Origin of the sequence: Gracilibacillus orientalis (genome assembly GCF_900114645.1) — a bacterium.
Classification (GTDB): Bacteria; Bacillota; Bacilli; order Bacillales; family Amphibacillaceae; genus Gracilibacillus; species Gracilibacillus orientalis.
The window spans coordinates 80984-105695 of the sequence record NZ_FOTR01000005.1 but is presented as its reverse complement, the minus strand read 5'-3'; the positions used below and the strand labels follow the sequence as shown (position 1 = coordinate 105695).

25 protein-coding genes are annotated in these 24712 nt (G+C 36.6%); 12 read left to right on the top strand and 13 right to left on the bottom strand.

Annotated elements, in window-relative coordinates; all coding sequences use genetic code 11:
• Positions 1-12: 12 nt before the first annotated feature.
• Together BM121_RS10990 and BM121_RS10985 are read right to left on the bottom strand one after the other, a co-directional pair.
• Positions 13-486, bottom strand: a complete 474-nt coding sequence (locus BM121_RS10990; protein WP_091483687.1) for a DinB family protein — start codon at positions 484-486, stop codon at positions 13-15.
• Positions 487-516: 30 nt separating this feature from the next.
• Positions 517-1746, bottom strand: a complete 1230-nt coding sequence (locus BM121_RS10985) for an MFS transporter (RefSeq protein WP_091483686.1) — start codon at positions 1744-1746, stop codon at positions 517-519.
• A 118-nt stretch (positions 1747-1864) separates the two neighbouring features.
• Between BM121_RS10985 and BM121_RS10980 the strand changes: the two genes are divergently transcribed.
• The 5 genes from BM121_RS10980 (at position 1865) to BM121_RS10960 (ending at position 8889) form a co-directional block, all read left to right on the top strand.
• Positions 1865-2449 carry a CGNR zinc finger domain-containing protein gene (locus BM121_RS10980; protein WP_091483685.1) on the top strand — a complete coding sequence of 195 codons (585 nt, stop codon included), beginning with the start codon at positions 1865-1867 and terminating at the stop codon, positions 2447-2449.
• Positions 2450-2605: 156 nt separating this feature from the next.
• Positions 2606-3565 carry an ABC transporter ATP-binding protein gene (locus BM121_RS10975; protein ID WP_091483684.1) on the top strand — a complete coding sequence of 320 codons (960 nt, stop codon included), beginning with the start codon at positions 2606-2608 and terminating at the stop codon, positions 3563-3565.
• The gene (locus tag BM121_RS10970; RefSeq protein ID WP_091483683.1) at positions 3558-5066 is read left to right on the top strand and encodes an ABC transporter permease/substrate-binding protein; all 1509 of its coding nucleotides are present in this window, start codon (positions 3558-3560) and stop codon (positions 5064-5066) included. Before BM121_RS10975 ends, BM121_RS10970 begins: the two co-directional genes overlap by 8 nt.
• A gap of 53 nt (positions 5067-5119) precedes the next feature.
• The gene (locus tag BM121_RS10965) at positions 5120-5530 is read left to right on the top strand and encodes a VOC family protein (RefSeq protein ID WP_091483682.1); all 411 of its coding nucleotides are present in this window, start codon (positions 5120-5122) and stop codon (positions 5528-5530) included.
• Positions 5531-5679: 149 nt separating this feature from the next.
• Complete coding sequence (locus BM121_RS10960; RefSeq protein ID WP_091483681.1) at positions 5680-8889, top strand: DEAD/DEAH box helicase; 3210 nt, start codon at positions 5680-5682, stop codon at positions 8887-8889.
• A 111-nt stretch (positions 8890-9000) separates the two neighbouring features.
• Here the strand turns inward: BM121_RS10960 and BM121_RS10955 are convergent, their stop codons facing one another.
• The 4 genes from BM121_RS10955 to BM121_RS10940 form a co-directional block, all read right to left on the bottom strand.
• Positions 9001-9543 (bottom strand): DUF7010 family protein, encoded by a 543-nt coding sequence (locus tag BM121_RS10955; protein WP_245780792.1) that lies wholly within the window; start codon positions 9541-9543, stop codon positions 9001-9003.
• A gap of 106 nt (positions 9544-9649) precedes the next feature.
• Positions 9650-10240, bottom strand: coding sequence for a TetR/AcrR family transcriptional regulator (locus BM121_RS10950; RefSeq protein WP_091483679.1), 591 nt, complete (start codon positions 10238-10240; stop codon positions 9650-9652).
• Between the two features lie 13 nt (positions 10241-10253).
• Positions 10254-11036 carry a DNA alkylation repair protein gene (locus BM121_RS10945; protein ID WP_091483678.1) on the bottom strand — a complete coding sequence of 261 codons (783 nt, stop codon included), beginning with the start codon at positions 11034-11036 and terminating at the stop codon, positions 10254-10256.
• Positions 11036-11467 carry a VOC family protein gene (locus BM121_RS10940; RefSeq protein ID WP_091483677.1) on the bottom strand — a complete coding sequence of 144 codons (432 nt, stop codon included), beginning with the start codon at positions 11465-11467 and terminating at the stop codon, positions 11036-11038. The genes BM121_RS10945 and BM121_RS10940 overlap by 1 nt, the downstream gene beginning before the upstream one ends.
• Before the next feature lie 158 nt (positions 11468-11625).
• Between BM121_RS10940 and BM121_RS10935 the strand changes: the two genes are divergently transcribed.
• Complete coding sequence (locus BM121_RS10935; protein WP_091483676.1) at positions 11626-11820, top strand: hypothetical protein; 195 nt, start codon at positions 11626-11628, stop codon at positions 11818-11820.
• A gap of 142 nt (positions 11821-11962) precedes the next feature.
• Here the strand turns inward: BM121_RS10935 and BM121_RS10930 are convergent, their stop codons facing one another.
• Positions 11963-12451, bottom strand: coding sequence for a hypothetical protein (locus tag BM121_RS10930; protein WP_091483675.1), 489 nt, complete (start codon positions 12449-12451; stop codon positions 11963-11965).
• A 164-nt stretch (positions 12452-12615) separates the two neighbouring features.
• Between BM121_RS10930 and BM121_RS10925 the strand changes: the two genes are divergently transcribed.
• The 5 genes from BM121_RS10925 to BM121_RS10900 all read left to right on the top strand — a co-directional run bounded on the left by BM121_RS10925 (position 12616) and on the right by BM121_RS10900 (position 19289).
• Positions 12616-13212 carry a TetR/AcrR family transcriptional regulator C-terminal domain-containing protein gene (locus tag BM121_RS10925; protein ID WP_091483674.1) on the top strand — a complete coding sequence of 199 codons (597 nt, stop codon included), beginning with the start codon at positions 12616-12618 and terminating at the stop codon, positions 13210-13212.
• 151 nt (positions 13213-13363) lie between these two features.
• Entirely contained in the window at positions 13364-14806 is a 1443-nt protein-coding gene (locus BM121_RS10920) for an amidase (RefSeq protein ID WP_091483673.1), read from the top strand.
• Positions 14807-15086: 280 nt separating this feature from the next.
• Complete coding sequence (locus BM121_RS10915; protein WP_091483672.1) at positions 15087-16670, top strand: spore germination protein; 1584 nt, start codon at positions 15087-15089, stop codon at positions 16668-16670.
• 46 nt (positions 16671-16716) lie between these two features.
• Positions 16717-17925, top strand: coding sequence for a Ger(x)C family spore germination protein (locus tag BM121_RS10910; protein ID WP_175495404.1), 1209 nt, complete (start codon positions 16717-16719; stop codon positions 17923-17925).
• A gap of 278 nt (positions 17926-18203) precedes the next feature.
• The gene (locus tag BM121_RS10900; protein ID WP_091483669.1) at positions 18204-19289 is read left to right on the top strand and encodes a GerAB/ArcD/ProY family transporter; all 1086 of its coding nucleotides are present in this window, start codon (positions 18204-18206) and stop codon (positions 19287-19289) included.
• A gap of 247 nt (positions 19290-19536) precedes the next feature.
• Here BM121_RS10900 and BM121_RS10895 read toward each other — a convergent pair whose 3' ends face one another.
• The 3 genes from BM121_RS10895 to BM121_RS10885 all read right to left on the bottom strand — a co-directional run bounded on the left by BM121_RS10895 (position 19537) and on the right by BM121_RS10885 (position 21665).
• Positions 19537-20175, bottom strand: coding sequence for a hypothetical protein (locus BM121_RS10895; RefSeq protein WP_175495403.1), 639 nt, complete (start codon positions 20173-20175; stop codon positions 19537-19539).
• A gap of 141 nt (positions 20176-20316) precedes the next feature.
• Positions 20317-20964, bottom strand: coding sequence for a hypothetical protein (locus tag BM121_RS10890; protein WP_091483668.1), 648 nt, complete (start codon positions 20962-20964; stop codon positions 20317-20319).
• Between the two features lie 92 nt (positions 20965-21056).
• Entirely contained in the window at positions 21057-21665 is a 609-nt protein-coding gene (locus tag BM121_RS10885; RefSeq protein WP_091483667.1) for a dihydrofolate reductase family protein, read from the bottom strand.
• A 198-nt stretch (positions 21666-21863) separates the two neighbouring features.
• Here BM121_RS10885 and BM121_RS10880 point away from each other — a divergent pair, with 198 nt between their 5' ends.
• Positions 21864-22298 (top strand): SRPBCC family protein, encoded by a 435-nt coding sequence (locus BM121_RS10880; RefSeq protein ID WP_091483666.1) that lies wholly within the window; start codon positions 21864-21866, stop codon positions 22296-22298.
• Positions 22299-22476: 178 nt separating this feature from the next.
• Here BM121_RS10880 and BM121_RS10875 read toward each other — a convergent pair whose 3' ends face one another.
• The 3 genes from BM121_RS10875 to BM121_RS10865 all read right to left on the bottom strand — a co-directional run bounded on the left by BM121_RS10875 (position 22477) and on the right by BM121_RS10865 (position 24655).
• A complete protein-coding gene (locus BM121_RS10875) occupies positions 22477-23028 on the bottom strand; it encodes an alpha/beta hydrolase (RefSeq protein WP_091483665.1) in 552 nt (183 codons plus the stop codon).
• Positions 23029-23045: 17 nt separating this feature from the next.
• On the bottom strand, positions 23046-23522 hold the full coding sequence (locus BM121_RS10870; RefSeq protein WP_091483664.1) for a DinB family protein: 477 nt from the start codon (positions 23520-23522) through the stop codon (positions 23046-23048).
• A gap of 245 nt (positions 23523-23767) precedes the next feature.
• Positions 23768-24655, bottom strand: coding sequence for a glycerophosphodiester phosphodiesterase family protein (locus BM121_RS10865; protein ID WP_091483663.1), 888 nt, complete (start codon positions 24653-24655; stop codon positions 23768-23770).
• Positions 24656-24712: the final 57 nt, after the last annotated feature.

The window sequence follows — 24712 nt, the reverse complement described above, 5'->3', positions numbered from 1 at the left end:
ATCAATTTATTTTTATTCAACTTCTTGTAATACTTGATTAATGCTTTTTATGATTCCAAAATGCATACCTTCATGATAAATGATAAAACTCACACAATCCCCAATTGTTAAAAATTTTGCACCTGTTGAAGTAGTATACTCTTCCGGAATGGGATGATCTAAACTTTTTGACTGCAAAGAATCAAGCCTTTCCAACTGATCTTCCAATAAAGTAATTAACTCTGTTGTTTCCGGTGCTTTCATTGTCCATTGTTTTGGTGAAGTACCAGGGCTAAATAATTCTGGGAAATTCACCGGAAACTTCGCATTTTCGCCAGTCAATCGAAAAACAATGTTTTCAAACGCAACATAGATATGACCCAAGTTCCACTTAATATGATTATTAAACCCTTTAGGCATGACCTCAAATCTTCTTTCTTCCAACTGTTTAACATAATCAATGGTACTTTGTCTTGCAAATTGTAACTGTTTCAAAAGCTCATCCATCCAACTCAGCACCTTTCCTCTTAAGTTTTTTTATGATGTAACGGTATTGTCCTTCACCGTAACAGCCGTATCTTTAATAAATAGTGTTAGAATAACAGCAAATACTAATAACAATCCTCCAGTCCAGAATGCAATCATGTAATTCCCCGTCACTGATCTTAAATAGCCACCAAGGAATACACCTATTGCGGCAAAAATTTGATGAATGAACCAACTGAACCCTAGAATACTTCCCATCGCATTCTTGCCGAATTTATCACCAATAACACCGGTAACTATTGGAATGATGGGCATAGAGGAAACACCGTATATAATAGCAAACAGATATAACTGCCATATACCCGGTGACATGGCGATCCAAAAAAAGGCTAGCAATCTTACAATATATAGAAAAACAAGAATATTCTTCTTACCCATTTTATAAGATAATTGCCCAGATATCCACATCGAAATTGCACTGGCTAATGCTGCAAGTCCTAATAACTGACCTCCAAGTGACTTTGTTCCTCCTAGATCTACTGCATAATTAGGCAAATGTATTGTCACCAAGTAGAGTGTAAACCCACATGAAGCAAAACCTGCAGTAGCAAGCCAAAACTCTTTGCTCTGGATAGCTTCTTTTAGCGTTGCATTATGATTGCTTACAATAAACGACTCAGCATAATCATCAGGCATTTGCCCCACTTCATCAGGGTTATTCTTTACAAAAACCAACACGAGCGGGACAACAATAGCAAGCATAATGACACCCAGTATGAAGAATGCCATTCGAAAACTAGCTAATGCAATGAGTAAACCTGCTAAAGGCAATAATAACAATTGGCCAATATTCATTCCCATTGAGCTTCTCGAAAGCATTTTTGCGCGTTTTTTGATATACCAGCGAGACACTAGTACAGAATTTGCCATCGATCCACACCCCGCAAATCCGATAGCTGTAAGAACACCATAATAAACAAAGAATTGCCATAATTGTGTGATAGTTGCGCATAGAATAAATGCCATTCCCATTAAGCTTGCACTTCCTGCAATCACTATTTTGGGACCAAATCTGTCAATGCCCTTTCCCATAATTGGCTGAAAAATCCCCCATGTCACCATATTAAGGGATACTGCTAAACTAAGTACCGCCAAGCTCCATCCGTAAGTATCATGTAGTGGTGCAAAAAATTGACCTGCCGTCAGATTCAAACCAAACGCACCCATAAGCGTAATAAATGTTACCAAAACAATTCTTGAACCGATAAACTTATTATTCATCTAAACCACCTCTCTTTTAACCACTATAAACATAATTTAATGGTTAAAAATATACATCATTTCATTTAACCTGTCAAATATGTTATTATAGGTTAATATCGAAAGGTTGCTGATAATAATGATAGAAAACATAAAATTCCCACTTATATCAGGGAATATCTCATTAGACTTGATCAATACAGAAGTCGTTCGGCATGGAGTTCGACATGATTTACTAACTGAAAAGGAGCATGTAAAGGCATGGTTCGATACTTTGCTATCAGAAAATATTGTATTCACACAACAATTTGATAGGAAAATAGATGATTGGAGTGAGCAGGCATTAAACCTCTTAAGAGAAATTCGTGCTTACCTTCGAGAGCATTTTGAAAAAGTGGCTGATGGGAGAGAAGCCCCCTCTGAGATGGTGACACTGTTGGAAGAGCGACTAAAACAAGCTCCATTTACGTATCAGTTGATTGATGATAAGCTCGTTCCTGTCCCTTTAGGTGATCCTGCACAATCGCTAGTGTCATTAATTGTATTGAATGGTTTACAATTAATAGCCTCTGGAGATTTAAAACATTTACACCGATGTTCTAATCCAGAATGTGTTTTACTCTTTATTGACAAGCGAGGCCGTAGAAAATGGTGTTCGATGCAAATTTGCGGAAATAGAGTCAAAGTAACAAGACATCATAAAAGAAAGAAAAAGGAAAAGTAACTGTGTCATTCAATATTTACTTGAGACTAAAGGAATCCGGGTACTTAAAGATTCTTTACGAATAAACAAGAATGGCAGACGATTAGTCCCGTAATAAAGGGGAAAAGTATCCATATACACTATTATTTCAGCGTTTAAAGAAGGGGTTTTATTCGAATGATCACTTTTGAAAATGTTACCAAGCAATTTGTTGATGGTACGACTGCTGTAGACAACATGAACTTCTCTATAGAAAAAGGGGAATTTTTTGTGCTGATTGGACCGAGTGGCTGCGGAAAAACCACTACGCTTAAAATGATGAATCGTCTCATCCCACTATCCACTGGAACGATTTTTATTGATAATAAAAGAATCAGTGATTACAACATCAACGAACTAAGATGGAATATAGGATATGTTTTGCAGCAAATTGCGCTTTTTCCACACATGACCATCGAAGAAAATATTGCAATAGTTCCAGAAATGAAAAAATGGAACAACGATCAGATCAAACAACGAACCTACGAATTATTACATATGGTTGGCCTAGATCCGGACACATATCGCCAGCGTAAACCGAGCGAACTTTCAGGTGGCCAGCAACAACGAATCGGCGTTATCCGTGCATTAGCGGCAGACCCTGATATTATCCTAATGGACGAACCATTTAGCGCATTAGACCCGATCAGTCGGGAAAAATTGCAGGAAGACATTATAGACTTGCAAAAGAAAATTAATAAAACGATTGTATTTGTTACCCATGATATTCAAGAAGCACTGAAGCTGGCGGACAGGATTTGCATAATGAAAGAGGGTAACATAGTTCAGTTAGGCACTCCAAACGATATCCTAACGCACCCAGCCAACGACTTTGTCCGTGATTTTGTAGGCTCTTCTAACAAAATAGGCACCGCTTTTCAGTTAGAGGATATTGTGCAACCTATAGATACACAGGAACCTAAACCAGCTTTCACGATTGACGCATCCGCTACGCTGGAAGAAGTATTAGAGATGCTATCCAAAGAAGAAACGCTACATGTTACTTCAGAAGGTAAGACAGTCGGGAGAGTGAATAGACAGATGATAGTTCATTACTTTTCTTCCTCATTAAAAGAAGGGCGGAGAGAATATGTCTAATTTCTATGACGTGTTTCAAAACAGGCAGAATCAATTATGGCAGGCATTATTGGAACATATACAGATATCTTTCATTGCCTTATTATTTGCCGTAATAATTTCCATCCCTCTTGGAATCTACCTGACGAAACAAGAGAAAATTGCAGAAGCTATTATCGGCGTGACCGCAGTTTTACAAACTATTCCTTCCTTAGCTTTACTAGGTCTTTTCATTCCTCTATTCGGAATCGGCAAAATACCGGCGATCATCGCATTAATCATTTATGCCTTGTTACCAATCTTGCGCAACACGTATACAGGCATCACAGAAGTTGATCATTCATTAATTGAAGCAGCAACAGCGATGGGGATGAATACATCAAAAAAACTAATGAAAGTAGAATTGCCACTAGCGATGCCAGTAATTATGGCGGGGATCAGAACTGCCATGGTATTAATTGTCGGGACAGCAACTCTTGCTGCATTGATTGGTGCTGGCGGCTTAGGGGATATTATTCTGTTAGGAATCGATCGGAATAACACGTCACTTATTATATTAGGGGCAATACCTGCTGCACTTTTAGCCATCGTTTTTGATCTATTATTAAGAAAAATGGAGACATTCTCTTACAAGCAATCAATGGTGACGATGGTACTCATTGCGATTATTTCTTTACTATTTATTCTTGTGCCAAATATCATGGAAAATGATGAAGACACCATTGTTATTGGTGGAAAATTAGGCACTGAACCGGAAATATTAATCAACATGTACAAAATATTAATTGAAGATGAAACAAATCTTCAAGTAGATCTAGAACCCGGCTTAGGTAAAACGTCCTTTTTGTTTAAAGCATTACGATCAGGAAGCATTGATATTTATCCGGAATTTACCGGAACAGCACTATCTCAATTTTTAAATGAGACTGCTTCAAGCAATGATGAAGAAGAGGTCTATCATCAAGCACATGATGGTTTATTAGAAGACTTTGATCTAAAATTCTTACAACCAATGCAATTCAACAATACGTACACATTAGCAGTACCAGAGGAATTTGCCGAACAACATCAATTAGAAACTATTTCTGATTTGCAAAGGATAGAAAATGAAGTTCAGGCAGGATTCACGCTCGAATTCTCTGATCGAGAAGATGGCTATTTAGGAATTCAGGACCTGTATGGACTAAATTTCCCGAACGTTACCACGATGGAACCACAACTTCGCTATGCGGCTATTGCGGAAGGTGATGTCAATCTGATTGATGCTTATTCTACGGATAGTGAATTAAGAAGGTACCATTTACAAGTGTTAGAAGATGATCAAGAGCTCTTTCCACCTTATCAAGGTGCTCCACTGCTAAGACAAGAAACACTGGATCGATACCCTGAATTGGAGGAAATACTTAACCAACTTGCTGGAAAAATTACAGATGATCAAATGCGCGAAATGAACTACCAGGTAGCAGTCGAAGGAAAAAGCGCACACGAAGTTGCACAAACCTATCTAGAAGAAGATGGATGATAACCATGTTACAATAGGTGATAAATGATAAATAGATGTGAAAGGTGATTTTAATGAAAAAAGTACTAGATCATATAGGGGTAGCAGTTAGAGATCTGGAAGGCAGTATCAATTTCTATATAAATGTCTTAGGTGGAGAATTATTTGATCGCTATCGCAGTGAAGCTGCTGGTGTCGAAAGCGAGATTGCGATCATCGATATAGAGGGTGCTCGTACAGAATTATTGATGCCAACCAATAATACAACCTCTCCCATTGCCCGTTTTATCAAACAAAAAGGGAAAGGTGTACACCATATCGCTTATCGCGTGGATAACTTAGATATAGCAATTGAGAATCTAAAGAAAGCAGACATTCGCGTGATGGAACACACCAGACGAATCAACAAACACGGTAGAAGATTGATTTACTTAAACCCTGCCGATACCGAAGGAACCATTATCGAATATTGTGATTATCCTTAAGATAGGGATGGGGCAAGATCTCTCCCCCTATCTTCAAGTCCATTACCCCACCATTTATGTGACTAGTTCAACAGAATAACGTAAAATATTGGACAAATAAATACTAAATGCACATTAAATGTGTCTTGACAGAAGGCGAGTACGCATATATGAATATAGACTGGAGTCATAAAAAAATTGAAGAAGCCTGTGGTAAAATATCCTTCAAAAATGGGCTTTCTTTTTATCGTTCGAATAAAGTATACCTTGAAACTTTCACTCCCCATCGTTGTGAGGCAATCGTAGCTGGAAAGGAAAATTTCCAAGTCACTGTTGAACAGGATGAAAGTAATCATATAAGTACAACATGTAGCTGTCCTACATTAGCTTCTATAAAAAAAGACTGTCAGCATGTAGCGGCCGTTTTACTGGCGATATCTGAACATCCGCGAAGAGAATTAAATCCTCATGCAGACTCTTTGTCTAGTCCCGATATTTCAGAAGGACTAATGAACCTGTTTGATAATCGCCCGATCCGTCCCAGTGCCCAACAGCCACGATTTGAAAGTCGAAATGTGCTTCCACTAGCTTTCACGTGCAAACTTATTACAAACAATAAAGGGCAATCTCTGTTTGGAATAGAAGTTGAGATTGGCACTACGAAAGTTAAAAATATCCGCACCTTTCTTAAACAAGTGAAAGAAAGTGATAGCTATGTATTAACTACTTCATTCACTTACGATCCAGAGGTACATTGTTTTCCAAAAGAAACAGACGACATTATACAACAACTTATTCAAGTAATTAATGATGAAAAGGCATATGGCTATGACCTGTTAATAGACAAATTTGAATATAAAATGATAGATCAGCTATTAGTTATTCCACCATCTCCCTGGGGACAACTTGTGCCCTTACTCACTAAAGCACCAGTTGTGAAGTTAGCACATGGGAAGGAAATAATCGACAAACTTCACTTTTCGGATCATGAAACATCGCCATTATCATTTTACTTTACACAAACTCGCAATCAAGATTACCTACTCACCATTAAAGGATTAGATAAGATCGTAGTGTTACATGCATATAGAGCTCTTCTGTTTGACGGTATTTTAACACACCTAAATGAGGAGGATTTTCAGTATCTATCTGAGCTCATTCAGATGCTGGATAGTTCTGAAACCAAACAAATTCCGATTCCTCCAACTCAAGCAGAGTTTTTCATAGAAAAAGGGCTACCTATATTAAAAAGATTAGGTCAAGTCCATTTACATGGTGCTGTCACCAACCGAATCATGAAAACTCCTTTAGTCACAAAATTATATTTGGATCGAGTAAAAAACCGGCTTCTTGCGGGGTTAGAATTTCATTATGGAAATATCCTGATCAATCCATTGGACAATGACCAAATCGAGACAGCATCTATTTTGATAAGAGATGAGGAGAAAGAAGAAGCTATCCTACAAATGATGGATGAAAGTCAATTTATCAAGACAGATAGCGGATACTTTTTGCATAATGAAGCACTGGAATATGACTTTTTATACCATATGCTCCCGAAGATTCAAAAATTAGTACAAGTATATGCTACAACCGCTGTGAGAAATAGGGTATTCAAAGAAAAGCCCCGCCCAAAGATTAAAGTAAAGATCCAAAAGGAGCGGACCAATTGGTTGGAATTCAAATTTGAAATGGATGGCATTCCTGACCAACAAATACGTGAAATTTTATCGGCTTTGGAGGAAAAGCAAAAATACTATCGTTTGCGAGACGGAGCACTATTGTCATTGGAAACAAGAGAGTTTGAAGAGCTTCAACGTTTTTTGAGGAGTGCTGCTCCCATCCAGGATCAAGAAGACGTGGTAAACGGATTACATGTACCAACCCTTAAAGGAATGCAGCTGCTAGACTCCGCTGATGATCATGTATTCACATTCGAGCAATCGTTTCGTCAGTTCCTACACAATATCCAAAATCCTGATAATCAGACATTTACAGTCCCGAATAGTTTAGAGGCAATATTACGAGATTATCAAATACACGGCTATAAATGGCTTAAAACACTTGCTAGCCATGGATTTGGAGGAATTCTTGCAGATGATATGGGACTTGGCAAAACACTACAAAGTATCGCTTTTATTTTGTCTGAACTTCCTACTATCCGTAAGCAGAAACTTCCTACTCTTATTGTTTGCCCATCATCTTTAATGTATAACTGGCATAGTGAGATAAGGAAATTCGCACCCGATATTCAAGTGACTATTGTAGATGGAAATAGAACAAAACGGTTCAAAAAAAGGACAGAGGCATTGGAAATGGACGTTGTTATTACTTCTTACCAGTTGTTACGAATGGATATAGATTGGTATAAGAAACAAACCTTTCACACCGTTTTCTTTGATGAAGCACAAGCCTTTAAAAATCCTGTTACACAAACAGCAAAGGCAGTAAAAAAGATACAGGCTGATAATTGTTTCGCCTTAACTGGTACACCAGTAGAGAATAATCAGGAGGAGCTATGGTCGATTTTTCATATTGTCTTTCCTGAGCTATTTCAAGGGATAAAGGAGTATAGTAATCTCACGAGAACACAGATTGCTCGGCGGATCAAGCCCTTTTTACTTCGCAGGGTAAAAGAGGATGTACTAACAGAGTTACCTAAAAAACTTGAATCAAGAGAATCTGTCGAATTGCTACCAGACCAAAAGGAGCTTTATGCCGCTTATTTGGCAAAACTTCGACACGATACGTTAAAGCATCTAGACAAGGACACATTACAGAAAAATCGGATCAAAATCCTTGCCGGCCTAACTCGATTGCGACAGATTTGTTGTCATCCTGCCTTGTTTGTAGAGGGTTATAAAGGGAGTTCTGCTAAATTTGAACAGTTAAAACAGATTCTCGAAGAATCCAGGCTTGCAGGAAGAAGCGTATTAATTTTCTCTCAGTTCACGAAAATGCTTGAGATGATAGGTAGAGATTTAGCCATCCAAGGAAGGTCCTTTTTGTATTTAGATGGACAAACCCCATCAGAAGAACGTATGGAACGATGTGATCGATTCAATGCAGGTGAATCCGATTTGTTTCTCATTTCAATGAAAGCAGGTGGAACAGGCCTCAACCTGACAGGTGCTGACACAGTGATTTTATATGACAGTTGGTGGAACCCTGCTGTGGAAGAACAAGCGGCTGACCGTGCCCACCGTATGGGTCAGACGAGTGTCGTACAAGTCATCAAACTTGTTGCCCGCGGTACAATTGAAGAAAAAATGAATGATTTGCAAGAACAAAAGAGATTCCTCATAGAAGAAGTCATTGATTCGAAGAAAAAATCATCGTCCACACTAACAGAAGAAGATATTCGAGAAATATTGTTCTGACAAAGTGAGACTATGATCAGTGGGGGTCTTACAGACGGTTAGTACCGTGATAAATTTCGGGAGAGGCATGGCAAGATTTTGGGACAAGAAACCTGCCCCTCCCTCCACATTCTAGTTACCTTTCACCTTACTTTTATAGTCGCCATATAAGAAGAGGCTTAGAATAGTAAGAAAAATCATCATCATAAGCGGAATAATCCATAATTGACTTTCTTCCATCCTCCACCCTGCTAACATAATCGACACCGATATAATGGGAGCGAATATATAATAAGGTTTTGCCTCGTAAAACCAGCCATATGGGAAAAAGTGTGCTCCTGTCACGACAGCAAAAAAGATAATCATTTCCTTCGGGCTTTGAATAAACGCCCAAAATATAATAGGAAAATACATGAATTGAGCTAAATTTAAAAATAACCCTAACATTCCTAGTGGATTATCTGCTAATTTCCAATCTGCTTTTACCATAGCAGAAACTGCTAATGCAAGTGGAAAAAGGAATGCGGTGAGAAAAAGCAAGATAATATTCTTAGTTTGAAGTGGTATTGTTTGCGAATAAACGACCGTAATCGCAAGCCAAATAATTGTTGCCGCCATAATAAAAGCAATGCCGTTCTTTCCTTTCACAGATGCATCTCGTTTCAATTCGAGCATATTCAACGTATAAACCTCCACTACTATTAGACTTTGGCACGGTGTAATCTTCTAGTTGATTATACGTATTATATCACGTCAGGAATGAATAGTTTATTCCTTTTTTCTACTTTTTTAATCCTCCCAATAAATGCTCTAAAACAATTATTGCATCCTCCATGACATCTTCATCTTCCTGATCAAGGCGATCAGCAATCCACAGCACCGCTTCATTCATCGCTCCTGACAGGCAATGTGTCATCGCCTCAATGGAAATCGGCTTTAGTAACCCTTGTTCCTGCATCAACTGTAATTGTTCTTTTAAGGAGTTCATCGAATATTTCTCATCCATTTTCCGAAACGTATCCCATCCTAAGACAGCCGGACCATCAATCAAAAGGATACGTTGATTGTGTGATTGTATTGCCCCTTCCAAAAAAGCTCGACACCCACGGATTAATTGTTCCCAGCTATCATTACCTTTTGCCGCTTCTGCTTCTACATGTTCTCCTACTTCTTGCTGAACGGTCTCAAATACAGCAAGAAAAAGTCCTTTTTTATTTTGAAAATGATGGTATAATGCTCCTCGTGTTAAATTGGCTTCTTTCACTATGTCTTCTAGTGCAGCCTCGGCATAACCGTGCTCTGTAAAATGATAGCGTGCGATTTTTATTATATTTTGTATCGTCTGTTCTGTTTCTATTTTGTTCTTTTTCATGCGGTTACACTCCTCATTTTACTTGTCGCAATAATTCTAATGATTGTTCATTCTTTAATTTTACCAAAGTTCTTAATCCATTTTTAATAATTTTAGGATTTACATCAAGATTATTTTCCATAATTTGATGTACCCATAATAAAACTTTTTCCGGATTTTCTTTCGTTAAATCATTCAGGTGATTGGCTACAGATTTTTGAACATAAGAAGAGCTGTCATGAAGCAAGTTTTCAAGTAAACGTAGATTGTTTTCTATATTATTTTTTAAGGGGGGCATTTTCTTTGCCCATGGAAGCCTTGGTCGTGTTCCTTCACTCACTAATCGCCTAACATGTGGATTAGGATCTGTTACCCAATCTCGAAAATAAGTCATACAGTGATCGGTATTTGCTATCAGATAAGGACGGATAGCATATTCTGATGTATGGCGTTTCGTTATTTCATACATCGCTTGAAAAGAAAGATCATAGTGATCCAGCCCATATTTTTCAACATAAAAGGCTACAGGCATGAGGAAATATCCTTTGGTAAACATCCCCTCTTCTGTTTTATTTTCCGGTCCGAGTATTTGTAACAAGATAGCTAAAGCTGCTTCATAGTCTGAAGGGAGGTGTTGTTTTAATGCATCCGTAATTACCTCAACTCTCGCCTTCAGTTCTTTATTTTCAACTTCTCTGGTTACAAATTCTATAATGGCTTTTCTGTTGAATGAATGATAATAAGGTTGAATTGAATCAGCTAATCGAATGGCTAATGCCTGATCAAAGTAATATTTTAAAGGTACATAATCGCTCATTATCCCTCGTCCTTCCATACTTCTTCTTTATACTGATTTTGAAAGGACTCTTCAGGTGGTATCACGGTAATTACATCAATTAAAACTCCATTAGGGTCACGTGTAATAAAATGTCTTTGGCCAAATGCTTCATCACGCAATGCAAGATGTAAAGGAAGTTGTCTTTCTTTAATCAGTTGTTGATATACTTGATCGACATTGTCTACCTCAAAATTAAGAATTAATCCCTGCACAGACTTTCCAAACGGAGATGGCACTGTTTCATGACTAGCTTGAAGAATCGCTAATTCATCTCCAGTCTCCTCCTGTTTCAAGCTCATGTACCAATCGGCATCAAATACGATGGAGAAACCAAAATGTTTTTGATAAAAATCTCCTGTTTCCTTCATTCTATCTGTCATCAATACTGGATAAAAACTGCTTAGCTTCATGAACCTCACTCCTCTTAAATAGGTTAGATTTATTTTAACATACAAACTGTATGTATGTAAAATGAATGCATAATTCCAAACTGGCACTGTATAATAGGGTTTCTTTAGTTTCCAATTGTATTGTAAAAAAGTAAAAAGAGGTGTGAAAATATGAAAAAGTGATAACTCTAATTACTTTACTTTCTGTACCCCTGTTTCTCAATGCTTGCCAATCGGAGGAATATCAAGGAAAATACGTTGAATGGTCTGATCAAAAAACAGATGCAGAACAATTAACGGATCGGTTAGAAGACAATGATACCCCTTATAAAATTGAAGATGCTGTAGACGATGCCGTAAAATGTTGTTCTTAATAAACGGATATAGATTAAATATATTCTTCTGATCTTCTTCATTTCCCTAAAAGAAGGATAGTGATCCATCTCCAAAATCTCTATCACTATGAAATGATGGAAATGAATCACGAATGAAATTCATTAACAACTTACTAATTCATCACTTCACGGTTAAAGATTTAAAACGGTTATATCCTATCCAAGATAGTACATAGACACTAACTACAATAATTGTCCTAACTATACTTAGATTCACCCATAAGTCTGCACGTTTCTTCCATTCTTGCGAGTATGGACCAGATGGATCTGCGTTTGTAAAAACACCCAACTCTGGTATAAAGTACAAAAAAGTCGGAATTCTGAGCAGAAGATAAAGTCCTATTACCCATAATAATAATTTTCTAACACTTTTTTCCTTCCAGCATAAGATCACCGCCAATAAAATTAATACTTGTGCGACCATATGAAGCGGTATCCAGAAATGTTCCAAAGGTAAGCCATAAGGTTCTTGAAGAACGGCAAACGATACTGGCGGATAAGCGCTCCACTGTGAAGCAACAACAACCCATTCATAAATTGCCCCACCTAATTCAAGGCCAATAACCGTAATTAAACTAATCAACACAACTTGCGTATAGATTCTTTTCATCATGATCCTCTCCTTCATAAAATTATAAAAGCTCCTAACCTATCAACGATAGTTTAACTATCATTGATAGGTTAAATGATAAATGTTATAATGTCAAGAGATTCTTTTAAAAATCAATCCATAAATGGAGAATAACGTTATTCGACCAGAAAGGAGACTTGATATTGACAACACATAACGAATCCCACCATAAAATGCTTGATCAATCTAAAATTGTCCAAGCAGCTTTTGAGGTGCTTCAATTAGAAGGTTACAAAAGTATCACAATAAGAAAAGTTGCTGAAAAATTAGGTATTAAAAGTGCTTCGCTTTATTGGCATATTAAAAATAAAAAAGAATTACTTGAACTGGTAGCTGATGAAATATGTAAAGACATACAATTTCCTGTAGAGAAAGAGAATTGGGACGAGCAATTAAGACAGTTTGCAAATCAATGGCGGGATCAGCTTTTATCCATTAAAGATGCGGCTGTTGTATTATCAGAAACAGCACCAACTACACCATATCGCATACAACTAATCGAGAGGCTTCATCAAATTTTTATAAATGCGGGAATGAATAAAGAAAATGCCTTCTCCTCTTTATGGCTATACAATATCTACATTACTTCTTTTATCTTAGAGGAATATCGATTTTTAGGAATAAGTAAGGAAACACCTCACTCATCAACTCCTACTCATCTAACCATTCCAGATATGGAGAAAGAATTTCAATTTGGATTGGATACTATGCTAATGGGACTGAAGGAGAAAATAGAGTGAGACTTCCCTCAGTAAGGGTCTTTGTCCCTTACTTGATCCTTAAAGTAGGGGTTTTACGGACGATTAGCACCAAAGAAATTGCAAGAATCGCAATGTACGAGAAAAAGACTAAACAGTTAATATATGCTTTTGAAAACGGAGGAATATATAAATGAAACACTTTGATCAATTACTTCAACTAGACGCTTTAGGTCAAAAAAGGTTACTGGATCAAAAGGAGATATCCGTATTAGAATTAACTGATTTTTTCATCGATCGAATCGAGCAATACAACCCTAAATTAAATGCGGTAGTCACGAAAAGTTTTGAAATAGGGAGAGAACAAGCAAAAAAGATGAAATCCTTGGAAGGGAAGGTTGCAGGACTTCCATTTTTAATAAAAGATCTAAATGCGGTAAAAGGCGTAAGACAAACAAGTGGTTCTGCTATGTTAAAGGATTTTATCGCTCCGGAAAACGATGAAATCGTTCATCGTTTTGAAAATGCTGGACTTATTTTTTTAGGAAAAACCAATACACCTGAATTTGGTTTTCTTCCTACCACAGAGCCTCATCTGTTTGGACCGACTAAAAACCCTTGGGATTTAGAACGCTCACCAGGTGGCTCGAGTGGAGGTTCTGCTGCAGCCGTTGCAGCTGGTCTAATTCCTTTTGCTCATGCTAATGATGGTGGTGGATCCATTCGAATCCCGGCCTCCGCCTGTGGATTATTTGGATTTAAACCAAGTAGAGGAAGAATGCCATATCCTACTTATATGAATCATTTTTCCATCAACCACGCACTTACTCGTTCTGTCAGAGATAGTGCGGCATTATTGGATATTTTAAATGGAGCTGGTGATCATCAATTATATCCAAGCTTTGCTTCACAGAACAACTTTTTAGAACGCGTCCATGAAACGCCGAGAAAACTGAGAATTGCTGTTCAATATCAAGAAGATGAGACCATTCATTTTGATCCGGAGACAAGAAATAACATGGAGAACACTGTACAACTCATAAAAGACATAGGCCATGAGGTAGTGGAGGAAATGCCACCAATCGATTTCAAAGAACTTGCCAAGCATTTTATTAATATTTGGATGGGCAGCGGATCCGCTATTATCAATCACTCTGGACTAATGGCAGGTCAAAAACCTACTTGCAACAACCTAGAATCGTTAACCTTTGAAATTTTGAAATATGGTAGAGATTTGTCAGCTTTAGAATATGAAGAATCGCGGGTATACATCCAGAAGGAAGCACAAAAAATCTTAGCATTTTTCCGTGATGTGGATGTATGGATGACGCCAACCTTAAACAAATTGCCAGCACAAATAGGAGAACTTGCGGCTCCCAAAACGGATGCGTTTCAACAAATGTTGGATAACATGTTAGACTATAACCCATTTATGCCGATCGCAAATGCAACGGGACAACCGGCAATGAGTGTTCCAACCTATTGGACCAATGATGGACTTCCCGTTGGCACTCACTTCTTTGGCAGGCTAGGTGAGGACGAGCTATTACTCCAGCTCGCTACCCAAATGGAACAAGAAAACCCTTGGTTTCATTACTATAAAAATATTAGTAATCACTTTTGTACTAGCATATAAGAAAAAATACATTCTTCTTGATAGGGGGAGTTGACTAACACAAGCTTTCATGTCTTGGTCGACTCCAATATTTGCCCTCACCTACTACAGTTAAGTCTATATTTCCTTTTACCCCTTTACTGAATCTAAAGTTAAACCAGAATTTTTTCATACTCTGTTCCCTAAGAATACATAAATTCGCTGTTTTTGATCATACTAACGGTACAAATTTTTATGATCGAATAAGAATTGGCTTACATAATTGTGTGCACAAAATAACTCCATATGAGGTTCAGTTTATATGATCAAACGCAGGCAGAAAATAAAACAAAAAAAAGATCAGGTGTTTAAGGAGAATATATCAACTGATTATCAACAGCACTTATTCAAAGATCTCGAAACAAACAGAAGCCACCTTTTGAAAATATTAGGTAATAGCTCTGACATTATTATTCGAGAATTCCAGCTAGGAAAAATCCATTCTACTAAAGCTATTATTATTTTCATGGATGGATTAGTCGATAAGGAAACTGTACAGCATTATCTATTGAACCCTTTAATAGATAATGTGCGAGGTATAGAACTTGATGAAAGCCTACAAGATGCTGCTACATTATATCAACTTATCAAATACTCGATTACAACGGCTGAATTATCGGAAATTGATCATTTTAAAAAACTACTTGAACATTTATTAACCGGTGACACGGTCTTGCTTATTGACGGGATCAATCAAGGGTTTGCTGTAGGTTCCAAAGGAGCAAGTGAACGTAATGTAGAAACACCTACAACACAACAGGTTGTACGTGGACCAAAGGATTCTTTTACAGAAAACCTTAATGTCAATACTGCATTAATAAGAAAAAGAATTAAAGACCCTAACCTTTGGCTTGAGTCTTTTACTTATGGACGAAAGACTCAAACAACAGTAACTATTGCTTACATACACGGAATCGTTAATCCAGATATAGTCAAAGAAGTAAAATCCAGATTAGAAAAAATAGATATTGATTCCATTTTAGAAAGTGGTTACGTTGAAGAGTTGATACAAGATGAAACTTATACCCCTTTTCCAACTATTATTAATAGTGAGAGGCCTGATGCGATAAGTGCGGGATTATTAGAGGGTAGAGTAGCTATTATAGTAGATGGCACACCTTTTGTCTTGTTAGTTCCGTCGTTTTTTATTGATTTTTTCCAATCCAGTGAAGATTATTATCAAAGAAGTGATATTGCGAGCTTAATCAGAATGTTGCGATTTTTTGCTTTTTTTCTTGCTTTATTAACGCCTTCCACTTATATCGCATTAACAACATTCCATCAGGAAATGATACCGACAACTTTATTGGTCAGTTTAGCTGCTCAAAGGGAAGGGATACCTTTCCCAGCACTTGTAGAAGCACTCATAATGGAAATTACCTTTGAATTATTAAGAGAAGCAGGAATAAGATTACCTAACCCGGTCGGATCCACTATATCGATTGTTGGAGCACTAGTTTTAGGGCAGGCAGCAGTAGATGCCGGAATTGTATCTGCCACAATGGTTATTGTGGTCTCGCTTACCGCAATAAGCAGCTTTATCTTTCCCAATTACAATTTAGCAATTAGTGTCAGGATGTTACGATTTGGTTTTATGGGGCTAGCAGCTACGTTAGGTTTGTTTGGTATTTTCATTGGCTTATTACTAATGGCATTACACTTGACTAGTCTAAGGTCCTTTGGCATTCCCTACTTATCACCATTTGCACCTTTTAATTCTGCTGACCAACAGGATGCTATTATACGACTTCCGAGATGGAAACAAACAACAAGACCTCGGCTTATGAGTCAACGAAATATAAAGCGAGAAAAAATGAAAAAACCACAGCCTCCAAATAATAGCTAATAGAGTGATACACCTAATGATTATTTTGAACAAAAGAGGGGTCAACATGAAACGATTTCGAGTATGGTTGTTATGTTCATCACTGTGTCTCCTGCTTACTGGTTGCTGGAGTGCACAAGAATTAACAGATATCACACTTGCAAAAGCACTAGCGATTGATAAAGATGGGGAAGATTACAAGGTAACAATACAAGTTTTAAATCCTGGAGAAATTGCAGGAGATCAGCTGTCAACCAGAGCTACGATTTCTACATACTCCGCTTCAGGAAGATCGATCTTTGAAGCAATTAGGAAATTAACGAAAAGCTCACCTAGAAAAGTTCACCTAAGCCATCTTCAGCTTGTCGTTTATGGAGAAGAGACGGCTAAAGAAGGCATTGGAAAAACATTAGATTTCCTTATAAGGGATCACGAAGTGCGTACGGATTTTACCATCGCCATTGCAAAAGGTTTATCAGGTGATGCTTTAATAAGTATTTTAACCCCCCTGGAGAAAATTCCAGCTGATAAAGTAAGATCAAGCGTTGAATCCTCAGAAGACTTCTGGGCACCAACAAAGGAAGTTAAATTAGATGAACTAATAGAATCCATTTCCTCAAACGGAAAGGAAGCTATATTAACTGGTGTGTATCTTGTAGGGAGCCCAGATGAAGGGACTAAAATGGAGAATACAGAGTATTCTGATTCACCAGCACAGATTTACTTAGATGATATTGGTGTTTTTCGTGGTGACAAGTTACAAGGCTGGTTAAATGAAAAGGAAAGCAAAGGATTCAATTATATAACCGACAATGTAACCAATACAATAGGCTGGGTAGATTGTAACGATGGAGGCACGATATCAGTTGAAGTTTTCCAAAGCAATACCAACATGCAAGGATCAGTGGTTAATGGTGAACCAAGTATCAAAATCGATATTAAAATCAAAGCAAATATTGGAGATGTAGAATGTTCCTTAGATCTCTCTAAACCAAAAACAATTCAAGACGTTCAAAAAAAACTTGAACAGAAAACTATTAACATTGCTGAAGCAAGTATTTCTGCAGCTCAGGAATACCGTAGCGATATTTTTGGATTCGGCAATGCTATCAGGCGTTCTAATCCCAAAAAATGGGAGCAAATAAAAGACAATTGGAACACTATATATCCTGATTTAAATGTGGATGTGCAAGCACAAGTGGAAATAAAAAAATCTGGTATGATCACGCAACCAATATATGAAAAGATAGAAAGAAAAACAGAGAAAGAGGAATAGCCATGCCAAATATTATTATATTTTGGGTGATAAGCGCATTATTGTCCTACATGGAGATTAAAAGACTAAATAAAAGGAAAGGTATGAAAGATAAAATAATTTTCATTATCATGATGTGCCTATTTATTACCTTGATTTCCTTACACTATTTGGATATCAAGCTGCCATATATCATTGATATGATTGAATTTGTTACAAAGCCTATCTCAGAACCCTTAGGGAAATGGTTAAAAAACTTTCAGCAACCTTCTTAATATGCTTAGCAGGAGGAACCTTCTATGACAGAGAAGTTAGATGGCAAGCAATTCACAGTATTAGTCATTATGAACACTCTCGGAGCATCGATTATTTTCATTCCTAGTATCGCAACTAATTATGGTAAGGAAAATGGTTGGATTACACTGATATTTTCTACTATATTAGGCGTCTTCATTATTTTACTTTATAACCAAATAATTAAAAAACTAAATGGTAAAGAATTTTTCTCGACCATCGATATCTTATTCGGTAAATGGTTGGGAGCTATCATTATTATGTTATTAACTTGTTATATCTTTATCAACACGTTTGCAAATTTATGGGCAATAAGTGATTTTATCTCTTTACAAATTTTAATGGGTACACCTTTTGAAGTTATATCATTAATAATTGCCTTAACCGTATTAATTGCAATTAGATACGGTATAGAAGTAATTGGGAGAACTGCCCAACTTTTTTTCCCTTTCACAATGCTGTGTGCTTTATTACTTACCTTACTGGTGATTAAAGATGCTGATTTTAGCAATATCACACCCATTTTTCAACTAAATAAATCAGCCACGATAGTAGGTACTTTGCCCATTGTATCTGTCACGTTTTTGGAATTAGTCATTTTGCTAGCTATTACAGATAACGTAAACAATATTCAAAGTGCGCGCAAAGGATTTCTAGTAGGTGGATTTACTAGTGGGTTAATTCTTTTAGTTATTACATTGGCTTGTATTACAGTACTTGGAGTGCAAGGAACAGCCAATTATGCCTATCCAATCTATGCTTTGGGTCAAAGAATTAGTATCTTTGATTTTGTGGAACGTGTAGAAATAATCGTTGCCTTTATCTGGTTTTTCACTATCTTCATAAAGCTTTGTGTGTCTTTTTATGTTTTTACAAATGGGATTAGTCATTTATTAAAATTAAAAAATTATAAAACGTTATCCGTTCCATTAGCTCTTTTTATATTTTTAGCTTCCATACTTTCAGTACCTAATACATTCGCATCTTTTGCATTTATAAATGGGGCGTATATTGTTCTCTCGGTCACAGCTGGATTAATTTTGCCCCTTATTATACTTGGAGTACTTTTGATAAAGAAGCGTGTCTTTTAAATGTACTTCTTTAATCATATAAAATATTACATCTTTCACTCAACATAAAGAACCGAGATAGATTTGTAGTACATATATCGGTTCACCTGAAGTGCTATCCTACCATCATATCCAGCCATTTTATATCCGCTTCTAAGTGCAGTAATACTCCTTCGATAAACATCTTCATCGTATGCTAAATGACTGTAACCACCTCTTTCCCTGCCTTAAAATCCTTTTTTTAAAACCTATTGTTTGAATCAACTTTTTATCCTTTCGCCGGAAAAAAAGTGTAAGACATCGACCAGATAAAATCAACGATAAAAATTAACCCCCATAACATTGAAATACGATAGAGTGTATCATTTGGATATGGAGTTTTATCTAATTCCTCAGTTCCGACCCAGGAAAAATCGGTAAGATATTCGCCAAAATGTGCGAATTCTCCCAATCCATATAGCCAGAAACCAGTTTGTACGACTACAAATATAAACAAATGAGCTATTGCACTATATCGATTTATTTTCGCAATATACTTTGGATCTTGTTGCTTTTTCATAATCGCCTTATCTTTGTCTGTTAGTAAATCGAGACCTCTCCATTTCCCTATTTTTATCCGCATCCATCGGTCAAGCTTTTTAAAATCGTTAATACCGAACGTGCAGGCATAAATAACAAATATGGTAATAACTATTTGGAATGTGGAGATCTCACCTGTTTCATTATAGATCAAGAAGGCTAATCCTGCTTCTAGAATAAGCAAGAAAAGAAACAAAAATAAAAAGAATAAGCTTTGTTTCCTCTTACCAATCAGATAACGCACCCCACCAAATAACAATAAGCAGGCAAGTGATAGTATTTCAACGACAATAAAGATTTCCCATTGGTACTGGACGATAAAATTCATTTTTTTCACCCTTTATTTATATACTGAGTAAATATATATTGAGTATATAATTACTCAGTATATAAAGGCAATCAGTTTTTGAAGACCCATTTTAAAAGCCGAAAAAGCACTACATTACATGTACTCTTTCGGCTTTTCTTTTTATATTTGTCTCATATAGATTTCTGCTTTTTTCAAGGTGTCAACTGGGGTGATAACATTAAATCCCTTACTTTTCAGGTGTGTGGCTGCCTGGTGCATGGAAAGCTGAGGAAAGACTATATGTCCTTGAGTTGGATTTTTTCCGATATAGTCAACAATCACTTTACTATAGGCATCATGCTTATTGGACATTAATAACTCAAAAGCATGATCAATGAGCTTTACCTGGAAATCAACCTTAGATTTGACTTGTTTAAAATAATCTTTCAGTCGATGTGTAGTACCTTCCACAGTTTCATCATTTGTGAAATATAAAGTTACATTTGAATAATCAAGGAGGGATTGGAAAAATAATTCGTCTATTTTTAAAATGGGAATATCGTTTATCTCCGATCCCTTTATATACAGACTATAATTGGTGCAGGTTATTAAAATAGCATCTGGTTTTGAAGCTGCGAGCCATTCTAATTGTGTCTGTACTCTTTTTTCGATTTGGTGCTTTGATTTATTTTTAATGACATCAATAAAACCAGGATCAACATGGTGAATTTGTTCCACATTAGCATCTTGCAGTGCGGCCTCCGTAAAATCAATGTTACTATGATGCGCGTGTAAAACTACTAATTTGGTTTTTCTATCAAGATTCATAGTTAATAGCACCTCCCTTTCAAATGGATCATTCTTAGTTTACATTTAAATAATACTTCCATACAAAAATAAAACTTTTGCACTAAGAGTTTTCAGTACAAGAGTTTATATTTTAAGTGTGTAACATTTGTACCATCTGTTACATCTTGAGATTCTAACTTTATTTGTTCCGTGCCAATTTGATCGAACAAGCGGATACCTTTTCCCATCAGAATCGGGGCTACATGAAGATGCATTTCATCTAGAAGTTCTGCTCTTATACACTGCTGAGCAATACTTGCTGTCCCAACACTAACATTTTTACCATTTGCCGCTTGCTTTGCTTGGTGAATAGCATTTTCAACACCACTTGTGACAAAAGTAAAGTTTGTATTCTCTTCTAAATAACGTTCCGGAGCTTCATGTGTCACGATGAAAATAGGAACTCCTTGAATCGGATGACTGCCACCCCAGCCATTAACGATATCAAATGTTCTCCTTCCTACAACCATCGCCCCAGTCATGGGAACTGGACCGTCAAAAACTTCTTTGTTTGTAGCAGATAGCTTAAAAAAGTCATTGTAACGACTTAATTGGTCACCACTAAACAACCAGTTCTGGATCACATCGCCTCCTTCTCCTAACGGCTGTTTTTGGTTATCATTCAAACCTGCTATAAAACCATCAAGTGACATTGAAATATCAAGAATAACTTTCGACATTTAATTCGCTCCTTCTTTTTTTCTTTATTCTAGCATATGAAATAGCTGAATATTTCTCTTATATTGCTAGAAATTAACTCATACAAAAACCAAGTGAATAACAGAAAATAAAAGCAATTTAGAAGAAATCTATCGGCCTAAAAAATTGTATAATCAAATGGATTAAATAAATATTTAATATAAAAAGGAGATGGGATTATGTCCAGTATCGAACACTTTCAAATTGTCAACATTCCAGTTCAAAATGTATACGAGGTATTGACAACGAAAAAAGGTCTTTCCGAAATATGGACAAATGACTTAAATTTCAATAATGAAATAGGTGCGATTAATGTGTTTCGTTTCGGTGAAAGGGATGAGAGCAAAATTCGTGTGGAAGAGCTAGTTGTTAATAAGAAGGTTGTTTGGAAATGCATTGAATCAGATGAACCAGAATGGATCAATACAACAATTTCCTTTGATTTGGAAGAAAACAACGAAAAAACTGAGATCATTTTCCGTCATGCAAATTGGCAGGATATTACCACTTGCTTTCGTAGTTGTAATTACAACTGGGCTATCTTTTTATACAGTCTGAAACAATATTGCGAAGAGGGAAAAGGAATATCGTATCAAACAAGGAAGTTTTTATAGGCTATCTTTTGCATCAGTCAAGTGGTATTACTTAGTTTCCTGTGGCTTTGGTTGCTCAAAGAAAAAAATGAGATATAAGCCGAGTTCCATATTTTATTTTTTTATATTCAGGGCAAAAAATTTATTTCTCAAGGAATAATATTAGAAGCGTTATACTTAATACACTTATCTGGCCTCTTTATCCCCTTATATCGCTTATGAGGTCAGGTATTCCATTGGAAAAATAATGATCTTCTCTTTCAAATACTCTAGTAATAGCCTGAGGAAATTTGTTTGTGTAGTGATTGATGTGCGTAACTGGTACTACCTTATCATCCTTGCCGTGATACAAATATATGTTGGATATGTGAGGAAGATTTGATTTGAAATTCTCTGTTAGAGTAAACTCCTTTACCTGCCAGTCCTCATCTTTTCCCCAGTATGGTGATGCAATTAGAAACAAACTGGAAACAACAGGTTTCACATCCATTTCTGAAAGATATTTCAATAAAACCGATCCACCCAGCGAATGTCCAATAAGCATTACTTCATCCTCCTCCAAGTTAGCGAATATGTTTGTTAATGCATTTTTCCATCTGGCGTACTCAGGATTTTCTGGATTAGGCATCTTAGGTGAAATCAAATGATAAGTATCACTAAGTTGATCTTGTAGATATTCGATTAATTCACTGCTTCCTTGCTGAGGACCTTGTGCCCCTGCACTATGAACAAAAAGGATTTGTTTTTTCAATTTTTACACCTCCCGAACTATACATCATAATAACCCGTATGATCTTCCGTCAATATACGTTGCATTGCGAGAATTTGCCCCAAATGCATCGCCTCATGGAATATACCAAGACTAGCAAACTCCTCAAAACGATCGATACCATCAAATGGTACTGTTAATCTTTCTTTTACCTGTTTAGGTGACATATTCTCGATTCGATTTAATTGATCCTGTAAATCTAGTATTAATTGGTCTATGCTTGGTATATTACGAGACCAATCATCAGGTTTTGTACCTCTTGCAAACAACTCATTATAATTATCTGGTAAACTACTCTTGCTTCGATGTGGGAAATTCGCAACTTCTTCTGCTATGACTAACACATGCCCAACCTGCCAATGAATCGTATTACGAAATCCGGGTGGCTTCAGATCGATCAAATCCTTAGAGATAGGTGAGATGGAGTCAAACAATAAACCTCTCGTCATCTTATATTGATCAAATATTATCTTCATCAAGCGTTTTCCTCCTAATCCACATAAACTGGTGTTCCATCACATTTGATAAGAGTATAACAAACGAAGACAGTAAATATTTCTTTTTAATTGCTACGTTTCTTTCTCTTTATAAAGTGAGACTTCCATTAGCGGCGGGGGTTTTAGGACTATTAGCACCATCACAAAAAACTCCGTTCACATATTTTCATGTGGACGAAGCAATTCAACCTTTTCCCTACTAGTTTTTATCCTTATTCTGTATGTCACATATCATTCATAAGTATTTCTGCCAATCGATCAGGATAATTTGTAAAAACACCGTCAACTCCCCACTCTATCACTTGTTTCATATCCTCTTCCGCATTAACTGTATAAGTATGAACATGTAAACCTTCACTATGAGTCTCTTGAACGAGTTCCTTATCTAACTCTTGATATAGAGCACCTACCCCTGTTGCATATTGCCGAATCTGATTGTAATGAGCTGACTTTGTTTCATCTTGATACAAAAGCTGAATAAGTGGAATAGATTCATATTGCGCATGAATTTGTTTCAAGATTTCTGCGCTAAAGGATTGAATGACCACTTTATTTTCCTCGATCAGGTGATAATCCTCTAAAATGCCAAGAAATTTGTCTGTCATCTTTGAATCCGTGTCTTTTATTTCGATATAATAATTGCTATGTAAACCGAAAGAGTCGAGAATCTCTTCTAATGTGGGCACTTCTATACCAACAAAGTATTCGTCTGCTTTTTCAGGATAAGCTGTGTTGAACCAAGAACCAGCATCCAAATTTTTCAGTTCGGTAAGAGACATATCTTTGATTAGACCACTTCCATTTGTAGTACGAGAAACATCCTCATCATGCATCGCAACTAACTCTCCATCAGCTGTCATATGAACGTCAATTTCTAAAAAATCGGTATTCATTTTTTGCGCCGATTCATAAGCAATTAACGTATGTTCTGGTGCGTACCCGGACGCTCCCCGATGGGCAATATTTAAAATTCGGTCAGAAGACAATAAAGAGTCAGGTGGTAGACTATTAACATTATCCACTTTTTCTTCTGGCTTCCATATGTAAGTTGCTCCAATTATCACTATCAATATAAAAAGAAAGAGAAAACACCATTTCATAGCTATTTTCACAACATCACCTTCACTAAAAACTATTACTTCATTATCGCCCTTCCATTTGCACTAAGA

Excerpts from the sequence above, each read along its gene's own strand:
- BM121_RS10985 (WP_091483686.1), bottom strand. The coding sequence starts at position 1,746 with ATGAATAATAAGTTTATCGGTTCAAGAATTGTTTTGGTAACATTTATT.
- BM121_RS10890 (WP_091483668.1), bottom strand. The coding sequence starts at position 20,964 with ATGAATCTTGATAGAAAAACCAAATTAGTAGTTTTACACGCGCATCAT.
- BM121_RS10970 (WP_091483683.1), top strand. The coding sequence starts at position 3,558 with ATGTCTAATTTCTATGACGTGTTTCAAAACAGGCAGAATCAATTATGG.
- BM121_RS10980 (WP_091483685.1), top strand. The coding sequence starts at position 1,865 with ATGATAGAAAACATAAAATTCCCACTTATATCAGGGAATATCTCATTA.
- BM121_RS10955 (WP_245780792.1), bottom strand. The coding sequence starts at position 9,543 with ATGCTCGAATTGAAACGAGATGCATCTGTGAAAGGAAAGAACGGCATT.
- BM121_RS10915 (WP_091483672.1), top strand. The coding sequence starts at position 15,087 with ATGATCAAACGCAGGCAGAAAATAAAACAAAAAAAAGATCAGGTGTTT.
- BM121_RS10900 (WP_091483669.1), top strand. The coding sequence starts at position 18,204 with ATGACAGAGAAGTTAGATGGCAAGCAATTCACAGTATTAGTCATTATG.
- BM121_RS10870 (WP_091483664.1), bottom strand. The coding sequence starts at position 23,522 with ATGAAGATAATATTTGATCAATATAAGATGACGAGAGGTTTATTGTTT.
- BM121_RS10945 (WP_091483678.1), bottom strand. The coding sequence starts at position 11,036 with ATGAGCGATTATGTACCTTTAAAATATTACTTTGATCAGGCATTAGCC.
- BM121_RS10885 (WP_091483667.1), bottom strand. The coding sequence starts at position 21,665 with ATGTCGAAAGTTATTCTTGATATTTCAATGTCACTTGATGGTTTTATA.
- BM121_RS10965 (WP_091483682.1), top strand. The coding sequence starts at position 5,120 with ATGAAAAAAGTACTAGATCATATAGGGGTAGCAGTTAGAGATCTGGAA.
- BM121_RS10990 (WP_091483687.1), bottom strand. The coding sequence starts at position 486 with ATGGATGAGCTTTTGAAACAGTTACAATTTGCAAGACAAAGTACCATT.
- BM121_RS10940 (WP_091483677.1), bottom strand. The coding sequence starts at position 11,467 with ATGAAGCTAAGCAGTTTTTATCCAGTATTGATGACAGATAGAATGAAG.
- BM121_RS10880 (WP_091483666.1), top strand. The coding sequence starts at position 21,864 with ATGTCCAGTATCGAACACTTTCAAATTGTCAACATTCCAGTTCAAAAT.
- BM121_RS10930 (WP_091483675.1), bottom strand. The coding sequence starts at position 12,451 with ATGAAAAGAATCTATACGCAAGTTGTGTTGATTAGTTTAATTACGGTT.
- BM121_RS10950 (WP_091483679.1), bottom strand. The coding sequence starts at position 10,240 with ATGAAAAAGAACAAAATAGAAACAGAACAGACGATACAAAATATAATA.
- BM121_RS10960 (WP_091483681.1), top strand. The coding sequence starts at position 5,680 with ATGAATATAGACTGGAGTCATAAAAAAATTGAAGAAGCCTGTGGTAAA.
- BM121_RS10910 (WP_175495404.1), top strand. The coding sequence starts at position 16,717 with ATGAAACGATTTCGAGTATGGTTGTTATGTTCATCACTGTGTCTCCTG.
- BM121_RS10975 (WP_091483684.1), top strand. The coding sequence starts at position 2,606 with ATGATCACTTTTGAAAATGTTACCAAGCAATTTGTTGATGGTACGACT.
- BM121_RS10895 (WP_175495403.1), bottom strand. The coding sequence starts at position 20,175 with ATGAATTTTATCGTCCAGTACCAATGGGAAATCTTTATTGTCGTTGAA.
- BM121_RS10920 (WP_091483673.1), top strand. The coding sequence starts at position 13,364 with ATGAAACACTTTGATCAATTACTTCAACTAGACGCTTTAGGTCAAAAA.